The organism is Staphylococcus lugdunensis (genome assembly GCF_001558775.1).
In the GTDB taxonomy this organism is placed as follows: domain Bacteria; phylum Bacillota; class Bacilli; order Staphylococcales; family Staphylococcaceae; genus Staphylococcus; species Staphylococcus lugdunensis.
The window spans coordinates 1,756,656-1,777,234 of record NZ_CP014022.1; the positions used below are offsets into that span (position 1 = coordinate 1,756,656).

General features: G+C 30.5%; 19 protein-coding genes and 1 pseudogene. 19 read left to right on the top strand and 1 reads right to left on the bottom strand.

All coding sequences use genetic code 11. The features are described from left to right. Nucleotides 1–102 precede the first annotated feature (102 nt). The 16 genes from AL499_RS08250 (at nt 103) to wecB (AL499_RS08325) (ending at nt 16,814) form a co-directional block, all read left to right on the top strand. The gene (locus AL499_RS08250; protein WP_002460638.1) at nt 103–765 is read left to right on the top strand and encodes a Wzz/FepE/Etk N-terminal domain-containing protein; all 663 of its coding nucleotides are present in this window, start codon (nt 103–105) and stop codon (nt 763–765) included. 11 nt (nt 766–776) lie between these two features. Then, nucleotides 777–1,472 carry a polysaccharide biosynthesis tyrosine autokinase gene (locus tag AL499_RS08255; RefSeq protein WP_037540927.1) on the top strand — a complete coding sequence of 232 codons (696 nt, stop codon included), beginning with the start codon at nt 777–779 and terminating at the stop codon, nt 1,470–1,472. Beyond that, the gene (locus AL499_RS08260; RefSeq protein WP_002460634.1) at nt 1,473–2,240 is read left to right on the top strand and encodes a tyrosine-protein phosphatase; all 768 of its coding nucleotides are present in this window, start codon (nt 1,473–1,475) and stop codon (nt 2,238–2,240) included. A gap of 34 nt (nt 2,241–2,274) precedes the next feature. Continuing rightward, nucleotides 2,275–4,074 (top strand): polysaccharide biosynthesis protein, encoded by a 1,800-nt coding sequence (locus tag AL499_RS08265; protein WP_002492552.1) that lies wholly within the window; start codon nt 2,275–2,277, stop codon nt 4,072–4,074. Nucleotides 4,075–4,084: 10 nt separating this feature from the next. Then, nucleotides 4,085–5,107: a nucleoside-diphosphate sugar epimerase/dehydratase gene (locus tag AL499_RS08270; RefSeq protein ID WP_002492483.1), complete on the top strand. Its 1,023-nt coding sequence runs from the start codon at nt 4,085–4,087 to the stop codon at nt 5,105–5,107. A gap of 11 nt (nt 5,108–5,118) precedes the next feature. Next, on the top strand, nt 5,119–6,228 hold the full coding sequence (locus AL499_RS08275) for a polysaccharide biosynthesis C-terminal domain-containing protein (protein WP_002492433.1): 1,110 nt from the start codon (nt 5,119–5,121) through the stop codon (nt 6,226–6,228). 4 nt (nt 6,229–6,232) lie between these two features. Then, entirely contained in the window at nt 6,233–7,357 is a 1,125-nt protein-coding gene (gene wecB / locus AL499_RS08280) for a non-hydrolyzing UDP-N-acetylglucosamine 2-epimerase (RefSeq protein ID WP_002492384.1), read from the top strand. A 2-nt stretch (nt 7,358–7,359) separates the two neighbouring features. Then, a complete protein-coding gene (locus tag AL499_RS08285) occupies nt 7,360–8,439 on the top strand; it encodes a glycosyltransferase family protein (protein ID WP_002492458.1) in 1,080 nt (359 codons plus the stop codon). After that, nucleotides 8,432–9,832, top strand: coding sequence for a type 8 capsular polysaccharide synthesis protein Cap8I (gene cap8I, locus AL499_RS08290; RefSeq protein ID WP_002492403.1), 1,401 nt, complete (start codon nt 8,432–8,434; stop codon nt 9,830–9,832). Before AL499_RS08285 ends, cap8I begins: the two co-directional genes overlap by 8 nt. Then, on the top strand, nt 9,829–10,386 hold the full coding sequence (locus AL499_RS08295) for an acyltransferase (RefSeq protein WP_002492526.1): 558 nt from the start codon (nt 9,829–9,831) through the stop codon (nt 10,384–10,386). The genes cap8I and AL499_RS08295 overlap by 4 nt, the downstream gene beginning before the upstream one ends. Nucleotides 10,387–10,389: 3 nt before the next feature. After that, nucleotides 10,390–11,625, top strand: a complete 1,236-nt coding sequence (locus AL499_RS08300; RefSeq protein WP_037540931.1) for a lipopolysaccharide biosynthesis protein — start codon at nt 10,390–10,392, stop codon at nt 11,623–11,625. A gap of 37 nt (nt 11,626–11,662) precedes the next feature. Next, a complete protein-coding gene (locus AL499_RS08305) occupies nt 11,663–12,871 on the top strand; it encodes a glycosyltransferase family 4 protein (RefSeq protein ID WP_002492374.1) in 1,209 nt (402 codons plus the stop codon). Nucleotide 12,872: 1 nt separating this feature from the next. Next, a complete protein-coding gene (locus tag AL499_RS08310) occupies nt 12,873–13,430 on the top strand; it encodes a sugar transferase (RefSeq protein ID WP_002478507.1) in 558 nt (185 codons plus the stop codon). After that, nucleotides 13,430–14,299: an NAD-dependent epimerase/dehydratase family protein gene (locus tag AL499_RS08315; protein WP_002478508.1), complete on the top strand. Its 870-nt coding sequence runs from the start codon at nt 13,430–13,432 to the stop codon at nt 14,297–14,299. Before AL499_RS08310 ends, AL499_RS08315 begins: the two co-directional genes overlap by 1 nt. 61 nt (nt 14,300–14,360) lie before the next feature. Continuing rightward, nucleotides 14,361–15,632, top strand: a complete 1,272-nt coding sequence (locus AL499_RS08320; RefSeq protein WP_002492564.1) for a nucleotide sugar dehydrogenase — start codon at nt 14,361–14,363, stop codon at nt 15,630–15,632. Nucleotides 15,633–15,674: 42 nt separating this feature from the next. Further along, on the top strand, nt 15,675–16,814 hold the full coding sequence (gene wecB, locus AL499_RS08325; RefSeq protein WP_037540933.1) for a non-hydrolyzing UDP-N-acetylglucosamine 2-epimerase: 1,140 nt from the start codon (nt 15,675–15,677) through the stop codon (nt 16,812–16,814). Between the two features lie 185 nt (nt 16,815–16,999). On the opposite strand, the gene AL499_RS08330 is transcribed toward wecB (AL499_RS08325), so the two are convergent. Beyond that, nucleotides 17,000–18,448, bottom strand: coding sequence for an alkaline phosphatase (locus AL499_RS08330; protein ID WP_002478511.1), 1,449 nt, complete (start codon nt 18,446–18,448; stop codon nt 17,000–17,002). Between the two features lie 218 nt (nt 18,449–18,666). Between AL499_RS08330 and AL499_RS12810 the strand changes: the two are divergent. From AL499_RS12810 to AL499_RS08345, 3 genes and pseudogenes are all read left to right on the top strand, one after another. Further along, a pseudogene (locus AL499_RS12810) lies at nt 18,667–18,771 on the top strand (hypothetical protein); the annotation flags it as partial. A gap of 215 nt (nt 18,772–18,986) precedes the next feature. Further along, nucleotides 18,987–19,652: a response regulator transcription factor gene (locus AL499_RS08340; protein ID WP_002492581.1), complete on the top strand. Its 666-nt coding sequence runs from the start codon at nt 18,987–18,989 to the stop codon at nt 19,650–19,652. Nucleotides 19,653–19,657: 5 nt separating this feature from the next. Beyond that, nucleotides 19,658–20,566: a sensor histidine kinase gene (locus tag AL499_RS08345; protein WP_002492577.1), complete on the top strand. Its 909-nt coding sequence runs from the start codon at nt 19,658–19,660 to the stop codon at nt 20,564–20,566. The last annotated feature ends 13 nt before the right edge of the window (nt 20,567–20,579 follow it).

A 20,579-nucleotide genomic window follows, 5' to 3' on the forward strand; every position in this document is an offset into this window, starting at 1 on the left:
TCTTAAAAAAGTTTATAATACTTAGATATAAAGAGTAATTCTAAACATACTAGATAATTTCACAAATAAATACAAAAATTCAAATTACTGCTGGAGGTCAAAATGGAAAAAACGCTTGATTTATCGATGTTTATAACTGCACTAAAAAAGAATTGGAAGTTATTTATTTTAATACCTGTGGTTTTTGTAGTTATAAGCTTATTAATAACTATATTTTTAATGAAGCCTAAATATGAGGCAAATACACAAGTGTTAGTAAACCAAAAAGAAAGCAATGAACAATACAGGGCTCAAGAAGTTCAAAGTAATATTCAACTTGTTAATACGTATTCTGAAATTCTTAAGAGTCCACGTATATTAGAAGACGTAGCGAAAAAAGATAAAAATCTCTCTGCAAGTGAAATTGGCAACATGCTTACAGTCACAAAACAAGCTGACTCACAAATTTTAAATGTAAGTGTTGAAAATCATAGCAAGGCAGACGCAGAACGCATAGCAAATGAAATTGTAAGTGTATTTAGTAAAGATATGCCGAAAATCATGGATATAGATAACGTTTCGATATTATCGAAAGCAGATGGAACTGCATCCAAAGTTTCACCTAATTTGTCGCAAAACTTAGCAATAGGACTTGTATTAGGCTTAGTACTCACTATTGTAATTATCATTTTTAAAGAATTATTTGATAGAAGAATTAAAACAGAAGAAGATGTTATTAGAGAGTTGGACATTCCAGTTCTAGGTTCAATCCATAAATTGAAATAGGAGACGAAAGTATGACTAAAAAGAATGAGAAACGAAAAAATTTAAGTACGCCATTGTTTACTGAAGATAATTCTAAATCAATCGTGAGTGAAAAAGTTAGAGGTATACGCTCTAATATCATGTTTTCAGGAGTAGAAGAAGTTCAAAGTATCATTGTTACTTCTGAAAAGCCAGCTGCAGGTAAAAGTATTATTTCAGCGAATATTGCAATCACATATGCACAAGCAGGATATAAAACATTAATCATAGATGGAGATATGAGAAAGCCCACGCAACATTATCATTTTGAAACGACGAATTATGATGGATTATCAAATTTAATTATAGGAAAGTCTAACTTTGATAAATCGATTATCAAGACGAGAGTAAAGAATCTTGATTTAATGACAGCAGGTCCCACACCACCTAATCCATCTGAATTAATTGGTTCTGGGGCATTTGAGAACATATTACGTGATTTAAATGAAATATATGACTTCATTTTAATTGACACACCGCCAATCATTTCAGTTACAGATGCACAGGTATACTTAAGATTCGTACCTAATTGTGTCATGGTCATTGATGTACAGAATAATAATAAAAATGAAGTGAAGAAAGCAAAAGAATTAATTGAAAAAGTAGGAGGACGTGTACTAGGAGCAGTGTTAAATAAAACACCTAAAGAAAAATCATCTAGTTATTATTATTACGGAGATGATGAATAAATGATTGATATACATAATCATATTTTGATTAATGTGGACGATGGTCCTAAAACTAAAGAAGATGCCATTACTTTATTAACTCAAGCGAAGAATGAAGGGGTTACAGAGATTGTTGCGACACCACATCACTTAAGTCCCCAATATGATAACAGTTATAGTCAGGTTAAAGAAAGTTTAGAACAACTCTTAGATATGGATGAAGTCAAAGATTTAGGTATCAAGCTTTATCCAGGACAAGAAATAAGAATAACAGATCAAATACTGTCCTTATTACAAAAAGGAGATGCCATTGGATTAAATAACTCTAACTATTTATTAATAGAGTTGCCGTCAAATAGTGTTCCACACTATACAAAACGTCTTTTCTTTGATTTACAGTCGAATGGTTATATCCCCATCATTGCCCATCCAGAGAGGAATAAGGTCATCACCCAAGACTTAGATGTTTTATATGAACTTATAAATTCGGGTGCGTTCAGCCAGCTTACTTCAGCCTCGTTAATGGGAAAACTTGGAAAAAAAGTGCAAAAATTGTCCATTCAAATGATTGAAAATAATTTATCCCATTTCATAGCTTCAGATGCACACCATGTCACCCAAAGACCTTTTATCATGAATAGTTTGTTTAGCAATAAAAATTTACAAAAATATGAAGAAAACATAAAAAATTTTATGAATAATGCAAAATCTGTCATCAAAAATGAAAATATAGTAAAAAAACAACCACTTCAAGAATATAAGCATAAAAAATTGTTTGGTTTATTTTAATTTATACGCATGATGGATGAGGAGATGAAAACATGTGAACAAATTAAATGCTCGAGTAAGGCTTTTTGCTTTAATTATAATAGACTCGTTGATTGTAGCATTTTCAGTTTTTATTTGTTATAACATTTTGGAGCCTTTTTTCAAAGGATACGCCAATAAAATTCTAATTTTGACTTCAATATTGCTATTAATCGCGCATCATGTATTTGCTTATATTTTTAACTTATACCATCGTGCATGGGAGTATGCCAGTGTAAATGAATTATTAATCATAGTAGAGTCAGTGACTTGTTCTATTTTAGCTACAGTCATATTAGTTCCAGTATTTACGGGGCACCCACCGTTCTTTAGATTATATCTTATTACATGGATGATGGTGTTAATATTAATCGGAGGTTCCCGTATTTCATGGAGAGTGACACGAAAATTTGTCGTTGGCAAACATCAAAAGAAAAAACCAACCCTTATTGTTGGGGCTGGACGAGGTGGTTCTTTACTTATTCGCCAAATGTTAAGAAGTCCTGAAATGGGGCTAGAACCGGTATTGGCAGTGGATGATGATCCTCAAAAAAGAAAACTCACCATAGCAGACGGTGTAAAAGTACAAGGGACAATTGATGATATCCCTAATTTAGTAAATAAATTCCGCATTAAGCGTATTATTATTGCTATTCCAACACTCAAGCCTAATCGCCTAAAAGAAATTAACGATATTTGTAATAGCACTGGCATAGAATTGTTTAAAATGCCTAGCATTGAACAAGTATTAGTTGGTGAACTAGAAGTTAATCAATTAAAACGTGTAGAGGTAGAAGATTTACTTGGGCGTGAACCAGTTGAATTAAATATGGCTATGATTTCAAAAGAACTAACGCATAAAACGATAATGGTTACCGGTGCTGGTGGTTCGATTGGCTCTGAGATATGTAGACAAGTTTGTAAGTTTGAACCTGATTGTATTCTGTTATTAGGGCACGGCGAAAATAGTATTTATCTTATTCATCAAGAATTAAATGCAATTTACAAAGATAAAATTAGAATTATTCCAATTATAGCCGATGTACAAAATCCAGAACGCATTCAAGATGTGATGAATCGGTATAAGCCATATGCCGTATATCACGCTGCTGCGCATAAACATGTACCTTTAATGGAATACAATCCAATTGAAGCATTTAGAAATAACGTTTTAGGTACACGAAATGTCGCGATAGCTGCTAAAACTGCAGGGGTCAGAAAATTCGTCATGATTTCTACAGATAAAGCTGTAAATCCACCAAATGTGATGGGCGCGTCAAAACGTTTAGCTGAAATGGTTGTTCAAAGTTTAAATGAAGAAAATAGTAAAACCGATTTCGTAGCTGTTCGTTTTGGTAATGTATTAGGTTCACGTGGTTCAGTAATCCCATTATTTAAAAAACAAATTGAAGCTGGTGGTCCAGTTACAGTAACACATCCTGATATGACGAGATATTTCATGACGATTCCAGAGGCCTCAAGACTTGTGTTACAAGCTGGTGCCTTAGCACAAGGTGGAGAAATATTTGTTTTAGATATGGGCGAACCTGTTAAGATTGTTGATTTAGCAAAAAATTTAATTAGATTAAGTGGAAAATCCGAAGATGATATTCAAATTAAATTTACTGGTATTCGTCCAGGTGAAAAGATGTACGAAGAATTACTGAATGAAAATGAAATACATCCTGAGCAAGTTTATGAAAAGATTTATAGAGGTAAAGTAAGAAACTTTTCTAAAGACGAAGTAGAAGCAATCATCAATGATTTAGTGAAAGATTTTAAGAAAGAAAAAATAATCAAAATTGCTAATGATTAGGAGACTTAATATGTTTAAAGATAAAGTGCTACTAATAACTGGAGGAACAGGGTCATTTGGAAATGCAGTTATGGAAAGATTTCTTGATACTGATATTAAAGAAATAAGAGTTTTCTCCAGAGATGAGAAAAAGCAAGATGACATGAGAAAAAAATACAACAATGCCAAATTAAAGTTCTATATTGGAGACGTAAGAGATTCGCATAGTGTTGAAACTGCAATGAGAGATGTTGATTATGTGTTTCATGCCGCTGCATTGAAACAAGTTCCATCTTGTGAGTTTTTCCCTATGGAAGCTGTAAAAACGAATATTATTGGAACAGAAAATGTACTTCAAAATGCAATTCGTAATAAAGTGAAAAAAGTCATTTGTTTATCAACAGATAAAGCTGCTTATCCGATTAATGCGATGGGTATTTCAAAAGCAATGATGGAAAAAGTCTTTGTTTCCAAATCTAGAAATGTTGATGGTGAGCAATCATTAATTTGTGGTACGAGATACGGCAATGTTATGGCATCAAGAGGGTCAGTTATTCCATTATTTATTGAAAAAATAAAAGCTGGTGAGCCTTTAACAATAACAGATCCTAACATGACACGATTTTTAATGAGTTTAGAAGAGGCAGTTGAACTCGTAGTACATGCATTTAAATATGCCAAAACGGGTGACATTATGGTTCAAAAAGCACCAAGCTCAACAGTCGGCGACTTAGCTGAAGCGCTATTACAATTGTTTGAAGCGGATAATGAAATAAAAATTATTGGTACAAGACATGGTGAAAAGAAAGCTGAGACACTTTTAACTAGAGAAGAATATGCACAATGTGAAGATATGGGAGATTACTTCCGTATCCCAGCAGATTCTAGGGACTTAAATTATAGTAACTATTATGAAGATGGTAATAAAGAGATTACAGAGGCATACGAGTATAATTCTGATAATACGAATATATTAACAGTAGAAGAAATTAAGGAAAAATTATTATCTTTAGAATATGTAAGAACTGAATTAAGTAACTATAAACAAGGTTAGGTGGGTTTACATTGAAAATCGTTATAACTGGCTCGAATGGTTTTGTAGGAAAGAACTTAAAAGCAGATTTGAAAGCAACTACAGATAATGACATTCTTGAAATTAATAGACAGACTGACGCAGAAGATGTAAAAAAATATTTGTTAGAAGCTGATTCAGTTGTTCATTTAGCAGGTATCAACAGACCACAAAATGAAGTTGAATTTAAAGAAGGCAATGTTGATTTTCTGAAAGAAGTATTAGACATCCTAAAAGACAATCCGAAGAAGCCAGATATTATTTTATCTTCGTCTGTTCAAGCGGAAAATGATAATCCATATGGAAACAGTAAACGCCAAGGTGAAGCAGTACTTGAACAATTTTCCAAAGATAATGGTAATAATGTGTTAATTTATCGTTTGCCTAACTTATTTGGTAAGTGGTGTAAGCCAAACTACAATTCTGTTATTGCAACATTTTGTTACAAAATCGCTAGAGATGAAGAGATTCAAGTGAATGATAAAAATGTAATACTTAAGCTTAACTACATTGATGATGTTGTCAAAGAATTTGAAAACGCGATTAATGGTAAGCCAAATATAGAAAATGGCGAGCCTAAAGTTGCCAATGTCTATGAGGTTAAATTAGGTAAGATTGCTGAACTTTTATTTCAGTATAAAGAAATTCCAAACGATAAAGCACTTCCTAATACCGAATATCCGTTTGAAAGAGCATTGTATAGCACATTTTTAAGTTATTTACCTAAAGAAGACTTTAGTTATCCTTTAAAAATGAATGTAGACCACAGAGGCTCTTTTACAGAAATTTTTAAAACAAAAGATAGAGGCCAAGTTTCAGTTAACATTTCTAAACCTGGAATAGTAAAAGGCAATCATTGGCACCATACTAAAAATGAAAAATTTTTAGTAGTTTCGGGGCAAGGTGTGATTCGTTTTAGAAAAGTTGACGACGATGATGTTATTGAATATTACGTTTCAGGAGATAAGTTGGAAGTGGTTGATATTCCAGTTGGTTACACACATAATATCGAGAACTTAGGCGATACAGATATGGTGACTATCATGTGGGTAAACGAAATTTTTGATCCAAATAATCCAGACACATACTTTTTGGAGGTCTAGTTGAATGAAAAAATTAAAATTAATGACAATTGTTGGTACAAGACCAGAAATTATTCGATTATCTGCAACAATTAAAGCATGTGATAAGTACTTTAACCAAGTATTAGTCCATACAGGGCAAAATTATGATTACACACTAAATCAAGTATTCTTTGAAGATTTAGAGTTAAGAGAGCCAGATTATTATCTTGAAGCGGTAGGTAATCATTTAGGTGAAACGATGGGAAACATTTTAGCTAAATCATATGAAGTGTTAGCAAAAGAACGCCCAGATGCATTACTTATTTTAGGCGATACAAACAGCTGTTTAGCAGCGGTATCAGCCAAAAGATTAAAAATTCCAGTATTCCATATGGAAGCGGGGAATAGATGTTTCGATCAAAATGTACCTGAAGAAATTAACCGTAAAATTGTCGATCATGTCAGTGATGTTAATTTACCTTATACAGAACATAGCCGACGCTACTTATTAGATGAAGGTTTTCCAAAGCAAAACATTTTTGTTACAGGATCTCCAATGAAAGAAGTATTAGAAGAATACTTATATAAAATTGAGGAAAGTGATATTTTAACAAAATTAGAATTAGAACCTCAAAATTATATATTAGTATCTGCACATCGAGAAGAAAATATTGATAATGAAGCAAACTTTTTATCACTTATGAATGCGATTAATGATATTGCAGAAAATTACCAAATACCAGTTATTTATTCAACACATCCAAGAAGCTGGAAAAAGATTGAAGAAAGAGAATTTAAATTCCATCCATTAGTAAGACAACTTAAGCCATTTGGATTTTTTGATTACAATGCGCTACAAAAAAATGCTTTTGTCGTACTATCTGATAGTGGCACACTATCTGAAGAATCATCAATTTTAAAATTCCCAGGTGTGCTCATTCGAACATCAACAGAGAGACCAGAAGTTTTAGACAAAGGTACCGTGATTGTTGGAGGCATTTCATTTAATAATTTAGTACAATCCGTAGAACTTGCAAAAGCAATGGAAGAAAACAACGAACCTATGATTGATGCGATTGATTACAAAGATACAAATGTGTCAACAAAAGTTGTTAAAATTATACAAAGTTACAAAGATATCATTAACCGTAATACTTGGAGGAAGTAGCTATGAAAATTGCTATTTTAGGTGCAACAAATATCAAACATATGTCTTTGATATCTCATTATCTTGATCATATTGATTTAAAAAATAATCAAGTAGATATCTTATATACAGATAAATATGGAATAGATGAAAAATTTGAAGGATTGACGAATTATTATAAGTACACAGTTAATATTGATTCAAATTGGTCATTAGCAAGAAAGGCATTGAAATACTATTCATTCAAGTCTTATGCAATAGATATTATAAAGCATAATAATTATGATTTTTTGATTGTATGGGGAAGTTACACGGGACATTTATTCAAAAAATTCTTAACTAAATATTATAAAGGAAGGTATATTTTAAATATAAGAGATTATTTTTATGAAAAAAATAGGGTAGTATTTGCTAGAATGACTCAATTAGTAAATTTTAGTTATATGTCTACAATTTCATCAGATGGTTTTTTAAAATTTCTACCTAAATCAAAAAAATACCAAGTTGTATATAGTTATAATTCTAAGATAATAAATCAAGCTAAATCTGAAAAAAATATTGTCCTACAAAAGCCATTGAAAATTAGTTTTATTGGTAATGTGAGATTCTTAGATATAAATAAAAAAATATTAAAAGAATTAAAAAATGATTCTAGATTTTTGATTCAATATTTTGGAACTGGTGCTGAAAATTTAGAAGAATTTGCTAAAGAATTTAAAATAGAAAACGTGAAATTTTATGGGGGCTTTGATATTAAGGAAACATCTAAATTTTTAAATCAGACAGATATAATTAATAATTTGTACGGTAATAAAAATATAGCGCTTGACACAGCGTTATCTATTAGAATGTATTATTCATTATTTCTAAATAAACCGATTATTACTTCTAAAGATACTTATACTGCTTCACAGGCTGAAGAATTTGGATTAGGAATTCAAGTAGATTCAGATGATTTATCTGGATTAGGAAATAAAATCATCGATTACTATCATTGCGTTGATAATGCACAAATAAATAAGAAAAGAAGAAAGTATATCAAATATGTTTTAAAGCAAAATGAAAATTTTTATCAAAAATTAGATGAGGTATTGAATGAATAAAATATTTAATTTAGTTATTACTTTTCTTTTTATTTGTACAGTAATTATTTTAATATCAAAAAACGAGATGTTACTAGCTATAATGCCCTTAAGTTACTTAATAGCTAAAACTATTCTTTTCTTTAGTTCTAATGAGAACCTTAAATATACGAGACTAATATATGATATTTTTGGAATTATTAGGTTAATTTTAATTCCTTTATTAATAGGAACAACAGAAGATAAAATTATAAATAATCTACCTCTAGGTCGAGAATATTTTAATCAAGCTGTGATTTTGATATCTGTAGAATATATAATTGGTTCAGTTATCTTATATATATTTGGAAAGTTGTTTACTGATAAAGTTTCATCCCCAAAAATAGATTACAAAATTTCAGGATCAAAGATTTTTTATGGATTGTTCATTTTTATAGTAATTATAATATTTATTTTAAGTCCAAGCACAAGAGAAAGTATCTCTTTTTTAGTGATAAAAACACATGATAATGGTAGAGGAACAGAAGTTACTAGTGGAATGGTTGTTTTGATTAGAATGTTACTACAATTAGCACTAGCATTGAGTTTTGTGATTAGTTCTTTTTTATCGTATAAAAAATATAAAATAAAACCAAAAATCTATTATCTATTTTTACCACTAATTTTAGGTTTAATAAATATTAGTTTGATAGTTGGGGAGAGAAGAAGTATACAACTTTATACTCTTATCTCAGTATTAGTTATTATTACAATTTTATTTAAGTACCATAGTAAAAAAATAAATATATTAATTTTACTAGTAGGTGCGTTCATTTTAATATTAATGACATTATATAAGGAATTATATATCTTTAACTACTCTTCTTATGGTGCTGCACTTGAAGCCAGCAGTACTGATCAAATTAATTTTGTAGATCAGATACAATCATATTTTTATGGGCCAACCAATGTTGCAAGTGCTATAGATTATTCAAACTATTATCAAGGAACATTTAAACAATTTTTATTTGATAATGTACGATCAATATTTGGGTTGAATTTATTAATAGATCATGATCATTTAATCACTAGTCAATTATTTAATCAGATAATTTATGGTAGTAAACAATTAACGGGTCATTTAATCTCTAGTGCAGGTTATGGATATATATATTTTGGTCCAATACTTTTCTTTTTAGTACTAGCTTTTAATTTGTTTTTAGCATGTATATTTGAGTTGGTATTACATAAAACTAAATCATTAGAATTAATATTTGTTGGAACATATGTATACATGAGAGTTGCAACTAATATTTTTGGACATACTACCCCTATAATAACTTTAATTTCATCAATAATAGTAGTTTATTCTCTTGTAATTATTACTGCGGTAATAGTTAAAAATGCTTTTAGTAAAGGAGATGGTTATAAATGATCAGAAAAATTATGAAATCAAAAGTTTTTCGAATAATTAATTGGCCATTAAGACTTTTTTATGATGAAAAATATTTAGAAGGATATTACTTTGAAGAAAAAGTGATGGGTTGGCTATGGGCATGGAAAGCTATTCCTTTTAAACTTTTAGGAATTAATACAAAGTTACCTTTTCCAGCAGATTCAACTGTTAGAATTCATAATGCTAAAAATTTGATATTTGATAAAAATGACTTACACATATTTCAGTCTCCTGGAACTTATTTTAATAATTTTTCTGCTCAAATTATTTTAGGAAGTGGAGTTTATATTGCTCCTAATGTTGGTATTATAACTTCTAATCACGATACAAATAATTTAAAAAAACATCTTGATGGGAAAAATGTAGTTATTGGAGCAAATAGTTGGATTGGAATGAATTCAGTAATCTTGCCAGGAGTTACTTTAGGTGAAAAAACAATAGTTGGAGCAGGTTCGATTGTTACTAAAAGTTTTGAAGAAGGTAATATAGTATTAGCAGGTAATCCAGCTAGAATTATAAAAAAGTTGGGATAAATTATGAAAAAAAGTAAATTTTTAAATGATTCGCTATTAATGATAATTAGTAGTGGAATAGGTCAATTTATTTTAATTATAACTACGCCTGTTGTTTCTAGAATATATTCACCATCTCAATTTGGTGAATTCACTATATTTTCAAATATAGCTATGATATTAATTCCAATAATAAACGCCAGATATGATTTACTAATTATTAATGCTAAGAATCAACATAAAGCTAACGTTCTATCACAAATAAGTTTCATAATATCTGCGGTTATTATTTTGTGTTTAATTCCTATATCGATTATATTTTTAATTATTTTCCCTCAATACATACTAGATATAATTTTTGTAATTATAACTTTAGTACTAGTAAGTTTTACTAATATATTTACTAATTATTTGAATAGGGAAAGAAATTATAAAGCACTAAGTATTATTAATATATTTAGGTCAGCTTCTATGACTCTTATACAAATTGGTTTAGGCGTATTACATTTTGGAAGTTTGGGACTAATAATTGGGTTTGCTTTTTCTTATATCTCTGGCATTGGAATTGGATACAGAACGTTTAAGAGATATTTTTATATCATTACAGACAAACAAGAAGTTAGAAATGAATTTTTAGAACACAAAAATCAACTTATATATTCCACACCGTCAATATTATTAAATAGTTTGTCTTTTTCTATAGTTATTTTCTTCTTAGGAATACTTTATACAAATGAAGAAGTAGGCATATACGGAATGACTATTAGAATCTTAGGAATACCTGTGACAATTATTTCATTAGGCTTATCTAAAATATTTATGCAAAGAGCAAATGATTATTATTTAAAATATGGTACGTTTCGAAATCTATTATTAAAGTTTTCAGGTGCTCTAATAGTATTGTCAATTGCTTTATATATACCATTTTACTTATTAAGTGAGAATATAGTGAATTTAATCTTAGGAAGTCAATGGTTAGGAACAATTACGGTGATGCAGATTACTATACCTTTGTTTGCTATTCGATTATTAGTTTCAACAGTATCACTATCCGTAGTTGTTATTAAAAAGCAACAGATTGAATTAATGTTACAAGCTTCTTTTGTTATAGGCACAGTTATTACATTTTATATTAGTAAAATTGCGAGCTTAGAATTTATGCAATTTGTTGAATTAAATACAGCTGTTTTAATTGCGTCTTATAGTCTATTTTATGTAGTACTATATCATTTCTCAAAAAGCAAAAATATTCAATCATGATAAGTATGAAATAAATATTAAAATTTCAGGTGATTAAATGAAAAAGAAAAAATTATTAATATTATGTCAGTATTTTTATCCTGAATACGTTTCTTCTGCTACTTTACCAACGCAAATGGCTGAGGATTTAGTAAAAAAAGGTATGTATGTAGATGTTATATGTGGATGGCCGTATGAATATAGCAATGAGAAGCAAGTTGAAAAGAATGAGAATTACAAAGGCATTAATATAAAAAGATTAAGATACTCAAAATTTAATAATAAGTCCAAATTTGGACGAATATGTAATTTCTTTTCACTATTTCTAATGTTTATTTTTAAAATGCCCAGGATGTTGAAATATAATCATATATTAGTGTATTCCAATCCTCCAATATTACCGTTAATCCCGGATATTTTGCATCGCGTATTTAAAAAGCAGTATTCATTTGTAGTGTATGATATTGCACCTGATAATGCTTTGAAAACCGGAACTACTAGACCGGGTAGTTTAATTGATAGATTAATGAGATATATCAATAAACATGTGTATAGCAATGCGAAAAACGTTATTGTTTTAGGAACTGAAATGAAAAATTATTTATTACAAAATAAGATTTCAAGTAAGCCTGATCGGATACATGTCATTCCTAATTGGTATACAGAATCAGAAGACGATAAAGTTCATAATATAGAATTCCGTGATTTAAGAAATCAATATGACAAAATTTTGCTTTACAGTGGAAATATGGGACAACTTCAAGATATGGATACTATAGTTGATTTTCTTAAATTAAATAAGGAAGATAATAAAACACTAACAATTTTATGTGGTCATGGTAAGAAATATCAAAAAGTTAAAAATTCAATTGAATTCAATCATATCTCAAATGTCAAAATTTATAAATTTTTAACTGGCACTGATTATACAGATGTATTAAAAATTGCCGATGCGTGTTTTGCTTCATTAGTTAAAGAAGGTGTTGGCTTAGGTGTGCCAAGTAAAAACTATGGATACTTGGCAAATAAGAAGCCTTTAATTTTAATTATGGATAAACAATCAGACATTGTTAAGCAAGTTGAAGCTTACAATGCAGGTATTCAAATAGATAACGGAGCAGCACAAGATATATATAACTTTGTAACAAGGCATTCAAGAGAGGAATTAAAAGAATTAGGGGTCAACGCGTATCAATTGTTTAAAGATAAATATACAAGAGAACATAATACAACAAAATATTATAACTTATTGAATGGAGGAAATTAATGTGAAAAGAGCTTTCGACTTATTTTGCTCAATATATGGTTTAATTGTAGCAGGGCCTTTTTTACTTATTATAGCGTTACTAATTAAATTAGAGTCACCAGGCCCAGCTATTTTTAAGCAAAAAAGACCAACACTAAATAATGAGCTTTTTAATATCTATAAATTTAGATCGATGAAAATGGATACTCCTAATGTAGCAACAGATTTAATGGATCCAGCAGATTTTATTACTAAAACTGGTAAATTTATTAGAAAAACATCAATTGATGAGTTACCTCAATTACTAAACGTGTTAAAAGGTGATATGTCCATTGTAGGCCCTAGACCAGCACTTTATAATCAATATGAACTTATTGAAAAAAGAACAAAAGTAAATGTTCATACAATACGACCGGGTGTTACTGGGTTAGCGCAAGTAATGGGTAGAGATAATAATACTGACGATCAAAAAGTAATGTTTGACAAATACTATTTAGAAAACCAATCATTTTTATTAGACATGTATATTATTTATAAAACAGTCATTAATACAATCTCATCAGAAGGTGTTTCTCACTAATGAGTAAAAACATTTTAATTACAGGAACTGGTGGATATGTTGGCAGTCATTTAGCGAATAGTTTAGAAAAATCAGGAAATAAAGTAAGTAGGTTAAGTGTAAGAAATTCACTATGGGAAAATCAAAGTTTTACAGACTATGATGTCATTATTCATACTGCTGCATTAGTTCATAATAATGATCCCAGTGCACAACTTGAAGATTATTTTAGAATAAATATGCATTTACCAAATAAATTAGCAAATAAAGCTAAAAAAGATGGAGTTAACCAGTTTATATTCATGAGTACAATGGCTGTATTTGGAGAAGATGGAGTAATCGGTAAAAATATTGAAATTACTGATCCAATGAAGATAAAACCTATAACAGATTATGGTAAATCAAAAGCTAAAGCAGAAGAGAAACTACTTAATATCTCTAGTTCTAGCTTTAAAGTTGTAATTATCAGACCACCGATGATTTATGGGGAAGATTCACCAGGTAATTTCACCAAACTAAAAAAAGTGGCAAAACTATTACCAATAATTCCTAACATTCATAACTATAGAAGTGCACTATATATCAAACATTTAGAACAATATGTCAACGAAATTATTACGCATAAAAAAGCAGGTATCTATCATCCTAAAGATGAATTTGAATTTAATACAACAAATGTCATAAAAGAGATTCGTAAAAACGAAAATAAAAGCACGATTTTATTACCAGTTCCAAAAACGATTTATCCCTTATTAAATAAAGTGAAATTTATTACCAAACTTTATGGCAATTTGGTGTATGGCAAAGATTTATATTTAAGTGAAGAGAAAATAAATATTAATCAACAAGAGTTTGAAAATATTATCAAAGATATCATGAATAAAGATTAATACTTTGTAAATTTTACGTGTGAAACATATATAAAATCTGTGTTTAATGGAGGGTATTAAAATGAAATTAACAGTTGTAGGATTAGGATATATTGGATTGCCAACATCAATTATGTTTGCTAAACACGATGTAGATGTATTAGGTGTAGATATCAATGACAAAACAATTGATAGTTTACAAAAAGGTAAAGTAAACATTGAAGAACCAGGTTTACAAGAAGTATTTGAGGAAGTACTTGAAAAAGGGACTTTAAAAGTTTCTACAAAACCAGCGGAAGCAGATGCTTTTATCATATCAGTGCCAACCCCAAACAATGATGATGAATATGAATCATGTGATATATCAATCGTGTTAAATGCAGTAAATAGTGTCTTACCGTATCTTAAAAAAGGTGACACGATTATAGTAGAATCAACAATTGCACCACGTACAATGGACGACCATGTTAAACCTTTAATAGAAGATAAAGGTTTTACTGTTGGTGAAGATATATACTTGGTACATTGTCCAGAGCGTGTGTTACCAGGGAAGATATTAGAAGAATTAATTTACAACAATCGAATTATTGGTGGGGTAACGCCGAATTGTGTTGAAGCGGGTAAACGTGTATATAGTACCTTTGTTAAAGGAGAATTGATTGAAACAAATGCACGTACAGCTGAAATGAGTAAATTAATGGAAAATACTTACAGAGACTTAAACATTGCTTTGGCTAATGAAATTACAAAGATTAGTAATCATTTAGATATTAATGTATTAGATGTAATTGAAATGGCAAATAAACATCCTCGGGTCAATATTCATTCACCGGGACCAGGTGTGGGTGGACATTGTTTAGCGGTAGATCCATACTTTATTATTGCAAAAGACCCTGAACACTCACCATTAATTCAAACTGGAAGAAAAGTAAATCGTTCAATGCCTCATTATGTTGTTGAGCATGTCAAAAGAATATTATCTGGTATTAATCACGCTAAAATTGCCGTGTTTGGGTTAACATATAAAGGTGACGTTGATGACATAAGAGAATCTCCAGCACTAGATATTTATCATTTATTACAAGAGGAAAATTTTGAAGTTACGGCTTATGATCCACATGTGGAATTGGACTTTGTTGAAAAAGATATTAACAAAGCTACTGAAGACGCATCACTTGTACTTATTCTTAGTGACCATTCAGAATTTAAAGAACTTAGCGATGATGATTTCAAACTTATGAAAAACAAAATCATATTTGATACTAAAAATGTTGTTAAATCAAACTTTAATGATTTATCTTACTTTAACTATGGTAATCTATATAAAGCAAGAGATATAGAGCTAAATAATTAAGCGAATTGTAATTTAAGAATTCAACTAATAAGGTGGATGTAAATGAAAAAAATAATGACTATTTTTGGTACTCGTCCTGAAGCGATAAAAATGGCGCCATTAGTTAAAGAATTACAAAAAAGTAAAAACTTAAAACCGGTAGTCGTCATTACTGCGCAACATAGAGAAATGTTAGATAGTGTTTTAAACATATTTGATGTCATACCTGATCACGATTTAAACATTATGAAATCGAATCAGACATTAGCTGAGCTTACTTCTAGAATTACTACTAAACTTGATGTAGTCATCAAAGAAGAAGAACCAGATATGGTGCTCGTGCATGGAGATACGACGTCTACATTTGTAGGTGGATTAACAGCTTTTTATAATCAAATACCTATAGGTCATGTTGAAGCTGGTTTACGTACATGGAATAAGTATTCGCCATTTCCTGAAGAAATGAATCGGGTTATGGTTGGAAATATGGCAGATTTAAATTTTGCGCCTACTGACAAAGCAGCAGAGAATTTGAAAAAAGAGAATAAAACAGAAGAAAGTATCGTGGTAACAGGTAACACTGCAATTGATGCCATGAAGACTACAATTAAAGATAATTATCAATCAGAAATTATCGAAAGACATAGTGATAAAAAGATAATTTTATTAACGGCACATAGAAGAGAAAATATTGGCACTCCAATGCATAATATTTTTAAAGCAATTCAAAAGCTTGTTAATGAATATGAAGATATCGTTGTTATTTATCCAATGCATAAAAATCCTAAAGTAAGAGAAATTGCTCATCAATATTTAAAAAATAACGCAAGAATTGAGTTAATTGAACCACTTGATGTCATTGACTTCCATAATTTTGCTAATAAAGCATATTTAATTCTTACGGATTCAGGTGGTGTGCAAGAAGAAGCACCATCTTTAGGTAAACCGGTATTAGTATTAAGAGATACAACTGAGCGTCCTGAAGGTGTGAGTGCAGGAACATTAAAAGTGATTGGTACTACTTTTGATTCTGTTTTAAAGGAAACGAAAAATTTGTTAGAAAACAAAGATGAATACATTAAAATGAGTAAAGCAAGCAATCCATATGGTGATGGAGAAGCTTCAAGAAGGATTTGTGAAAATATAGAATTTTATTTTGGATTAAGAAAAGCACTTCCTGCACCTTTTAAAAGTATTTATTAAGCACATTGCTAAATGTGAGTGTTTAAAATTTTTAAATAGAACGATATTTGATATATAAATATTAAAATCAGGTTGCGATATAAATGTCTTTGACAAGTTGAATAAGGCAATTTCTATTGAAAGTTAATAGAAATTGCCTTATTTATTATAGAACCGAATTCATAATGAATTCTGTCCTAATCTCATTAATTAGCATTATTAGCTAAGAAGGCGAAAATATTTTTCGCACTATCTGTGTTATCTTTATTACCTAAGAATTTGTCCTCACCTGGGCCGTAAGCATAAGTATTCACATCTTCTCCAGTATGACCGTAAGTTGTCCAACCAGTATGTGATTCATCGTTAATTGGTTTTTGAATTGCATCTTGTAACTTCGTCGTTGCTGCAGCAAGTTTTGGATCTTTTTCATTTTTCACTTTTGATTTAACTTCTTTAAGTTCTTTTGCTGCTTCTTTGACTTTGTCTAATTGATTATCTGGGAAGTTGATGCCATAGCCTTCTTTAATGACGGTTTCAGGATCTTTGCCATCAGCAATCTGCTTTGTCATATAGCTACCAGAATGTTTCATTTTACGTATTGCTTCCGGATTCCACACATAGTCTTTACCTTTTGCAATAGATAAACCACCAGTTGAATGATCTGCTGTAGCTACAACTAATGTATCTTTATGTGTGTTGGCATAGTTGATTGCATTTTGGAATGCTTTATCAAATCCGCTCATTTCAGACATCACACCAGTAATATCGTTAGGGTGACCAGATTTATCAATAGAGGCACCTTCAACCATTAAGAAGAACCCTTTATTATTTTTTTCAAGTTTAGATAATGCACTATTTTCCATATCAACTAATAATGGATTTTGTTGAGGTGCATCTATTTGTAGGGGCATATCTTTTTCAGCAAATAAGCCTAATACTTGATTGCTTTGAGAATGTGCTAAGTCTGTTTTATTTGTGACATAATCATAGCCATCATTTTGGAATTTTTTAGTTAAATTACCATTGTTTTTACCAAAGTATTTAGAACCACCGCCTAAGATGACATCTACTTTGTGTTGGCCATTAATTTTATCATTATAAAATTGTTGCGCAATCTCGTCTTTTTTATCTCGACTGTCAATGTGTGCAGCATAAACGGCTGGTGTCGCATCTGTAACTTCAGCTGTTGTCACTAAGCCTGTAGATTTGCCATTTTCTTTAGCTTGTTCTAGTACAGATTTAAGTGGTTTTTTGTTCGTGTCAACTGAAATGGCGCCATTGTAAGTTTTATGTCCAGTAGCGAAAGCTGTACCACCAGCGGCAGAGTCTGTAACATTTTCTTTTGGATCATCGGGATTTGTACGGTTAGTCCCTTTAAGGTATTTATCAAAGGCAGTTTGATCTAACTCTTTTGTTTTTGGGTTATCTGCATAGTAACGGTAAGCTGTGTTATAAGCGGGGCCCATACCATCGCCGACCATAAAGATGACGTTTTTAGGGTTTTTCGTGTTACCCATCGCCATCATATCATTTTGGGGATTGGCTGGACCTTCACCACTTCCAGATGCTTCGGATAGTTGACTCGTACTTAAGAGTGCGGCAGCTGCTATTGTTGTAGCTAATGTAGCTTTTCCTATTTTATTAAATACTCGCATGCTTTGATTATCCTCCTAATTTATATGTAAAGGTGTACTACAAATTCAGTGTATGAAATTAACGTTGAGTTTATGTGGGTTTATCGTTAAGAAAATGTAAATTGTATAGGGGGATCATTGTTAGAAAAGGGGATGACATGCGTGTTATTTTTGATTAAAAGATGTAAAATGTGGGATGAAGAAAAATATATTTCTCACTAGGAGAGGAGTTAATCATTATGATTCTTGTTATGCTATCACCCATTTTAATCATATTATTTATTGTAATGGGTATTTTCGAAGAACGTAGACGTAATAAAAAGCGTAAGGAACAGCAAGATAAAACTGTATCCAAATTCGAACAAGGACCACCACCAAAAGATGGAGAATTTGCCTCTAGATATTATAAAAATGAAGAAACAACACAAACTGCTCACAATAAAGAAGAAAATCAACCAGAAGAAAGCACAAAAAATCAAGAAAAATAGCGGGGCTCTAATAGAAAGAAAATAAAAATTTACAATACCAGTTGAGTTCTTGCTTATAAAGGAGTGTTGTTATGAGGATTATGATTGTTGAGGATGATGTTGTGATTCGCGAGAGTTTGGCTGGTGAACTGATGAAGTGGAATTATGATGTGGTTGCTGTAGATACCTTTGATGATATTGTGTCTTGTTTCGTAAAGTATGAACCAGGTTTAGTGTTGTTGGACATTAATTTACCTACATTGAATGGATTTCACTGGTGCCAAGAAATTCGCAAATCGTCAAATGTACCAATTATTTTTATTAGCTCACGCACGGATAATATGGATCAGATTATGGCGATACAAATGGGTGGAGATGACTTTATAGAAAAACCATTTAATCTGTCATTGACCGTAACAAAGATTCAAGCTTTGCTTCGTCGAACTTATGATTTAACTGTGAATCATAATGAAACGACAGTTCGTGACTGTAAGTTGATTATTGATGAAGCAACGCTTTATTACAAAGAAGAATCGGTACATTTATCATTTACAGAGTTACAAATTATTAAAATGCTGTTTGATAATCAAGGTAAATATGTCAGTCGCACAGCGTTAATTGAAAAATGCTGGGAGTCTGAACACTTTATTGATGACAATACGCTTGCGGTAAATATGACACGCTTACGCAAAAAACTTAATTCTATAGGGCTTGAAGATTTTATTGAAACAAAAAAGAATATAGGATATAAGGTTTAACGCCAATGACAACGTTCTTTGACACAATTAAGCGTGAACTGATCATCACCGCAATGGCATTAGTTGTTTTTTTAGTAATCTTTTTTGTCTTTAATTTGCCCTACTATGCCTACTTTTTAGGAAGTGGCATTATGTTATTTATCATGGTTATTTATTGGTTTATCGCATTGAGCGAGTTTAAAAAGCAACAACGATTGACATCTCAACTTAAAGTGTTAGAACAAGAAGTTCAACAATTAAAAAGCAAGCAAACGCAATACCAAAATGATATCGAAAACTATTTTCTTACTTGGGTACATCAAATTAAAACACCGATCACTGCCTCCAAACTGTTACTTGAACGTAATGAAGACAATGTTGTTAACCGTGTCCGACAAGAAATAATTCAAATTGATAATTACACTAGTTTAGCTTTAAGCTATTTAAAATTAATGAATCATGAAACTGACATGAGCTTTACTAAAGTAACTGTCAATGAATTGGTTAAGCCATTAATAATGAAATATTCAATACAATTTATCGATCAACATACACGTATACATTATGATCGCTCAGATGAAGAAGTATTGACAGATGTGCAATGGGCTTCCATTATGATAGAGCAAATTTTGAATAATGCACTAAAATATGCTCGTGGTAAAGATATTTGGTTAACTTTTGATAAAGATATAAACGTACTTTCTATCAAAGATAATGGTGTGGGTATTAGTACTGCTGATTTACCGAAAATTTTTGATAAAGGTTATTCTGGTTATAATGGTCGTTTAAATGAGCAATCAACTGGTATTGGATTGTTTATAGTAAAACATATATCGAATCATATTCATCATCAAGTAGAAGTAGATTCTAAGCTAGGTCAAGGTACGACATTTAAGATTTATTTTCCTAAGGTAGATAAAATGAATGAACTATAGCACAGAATAATTC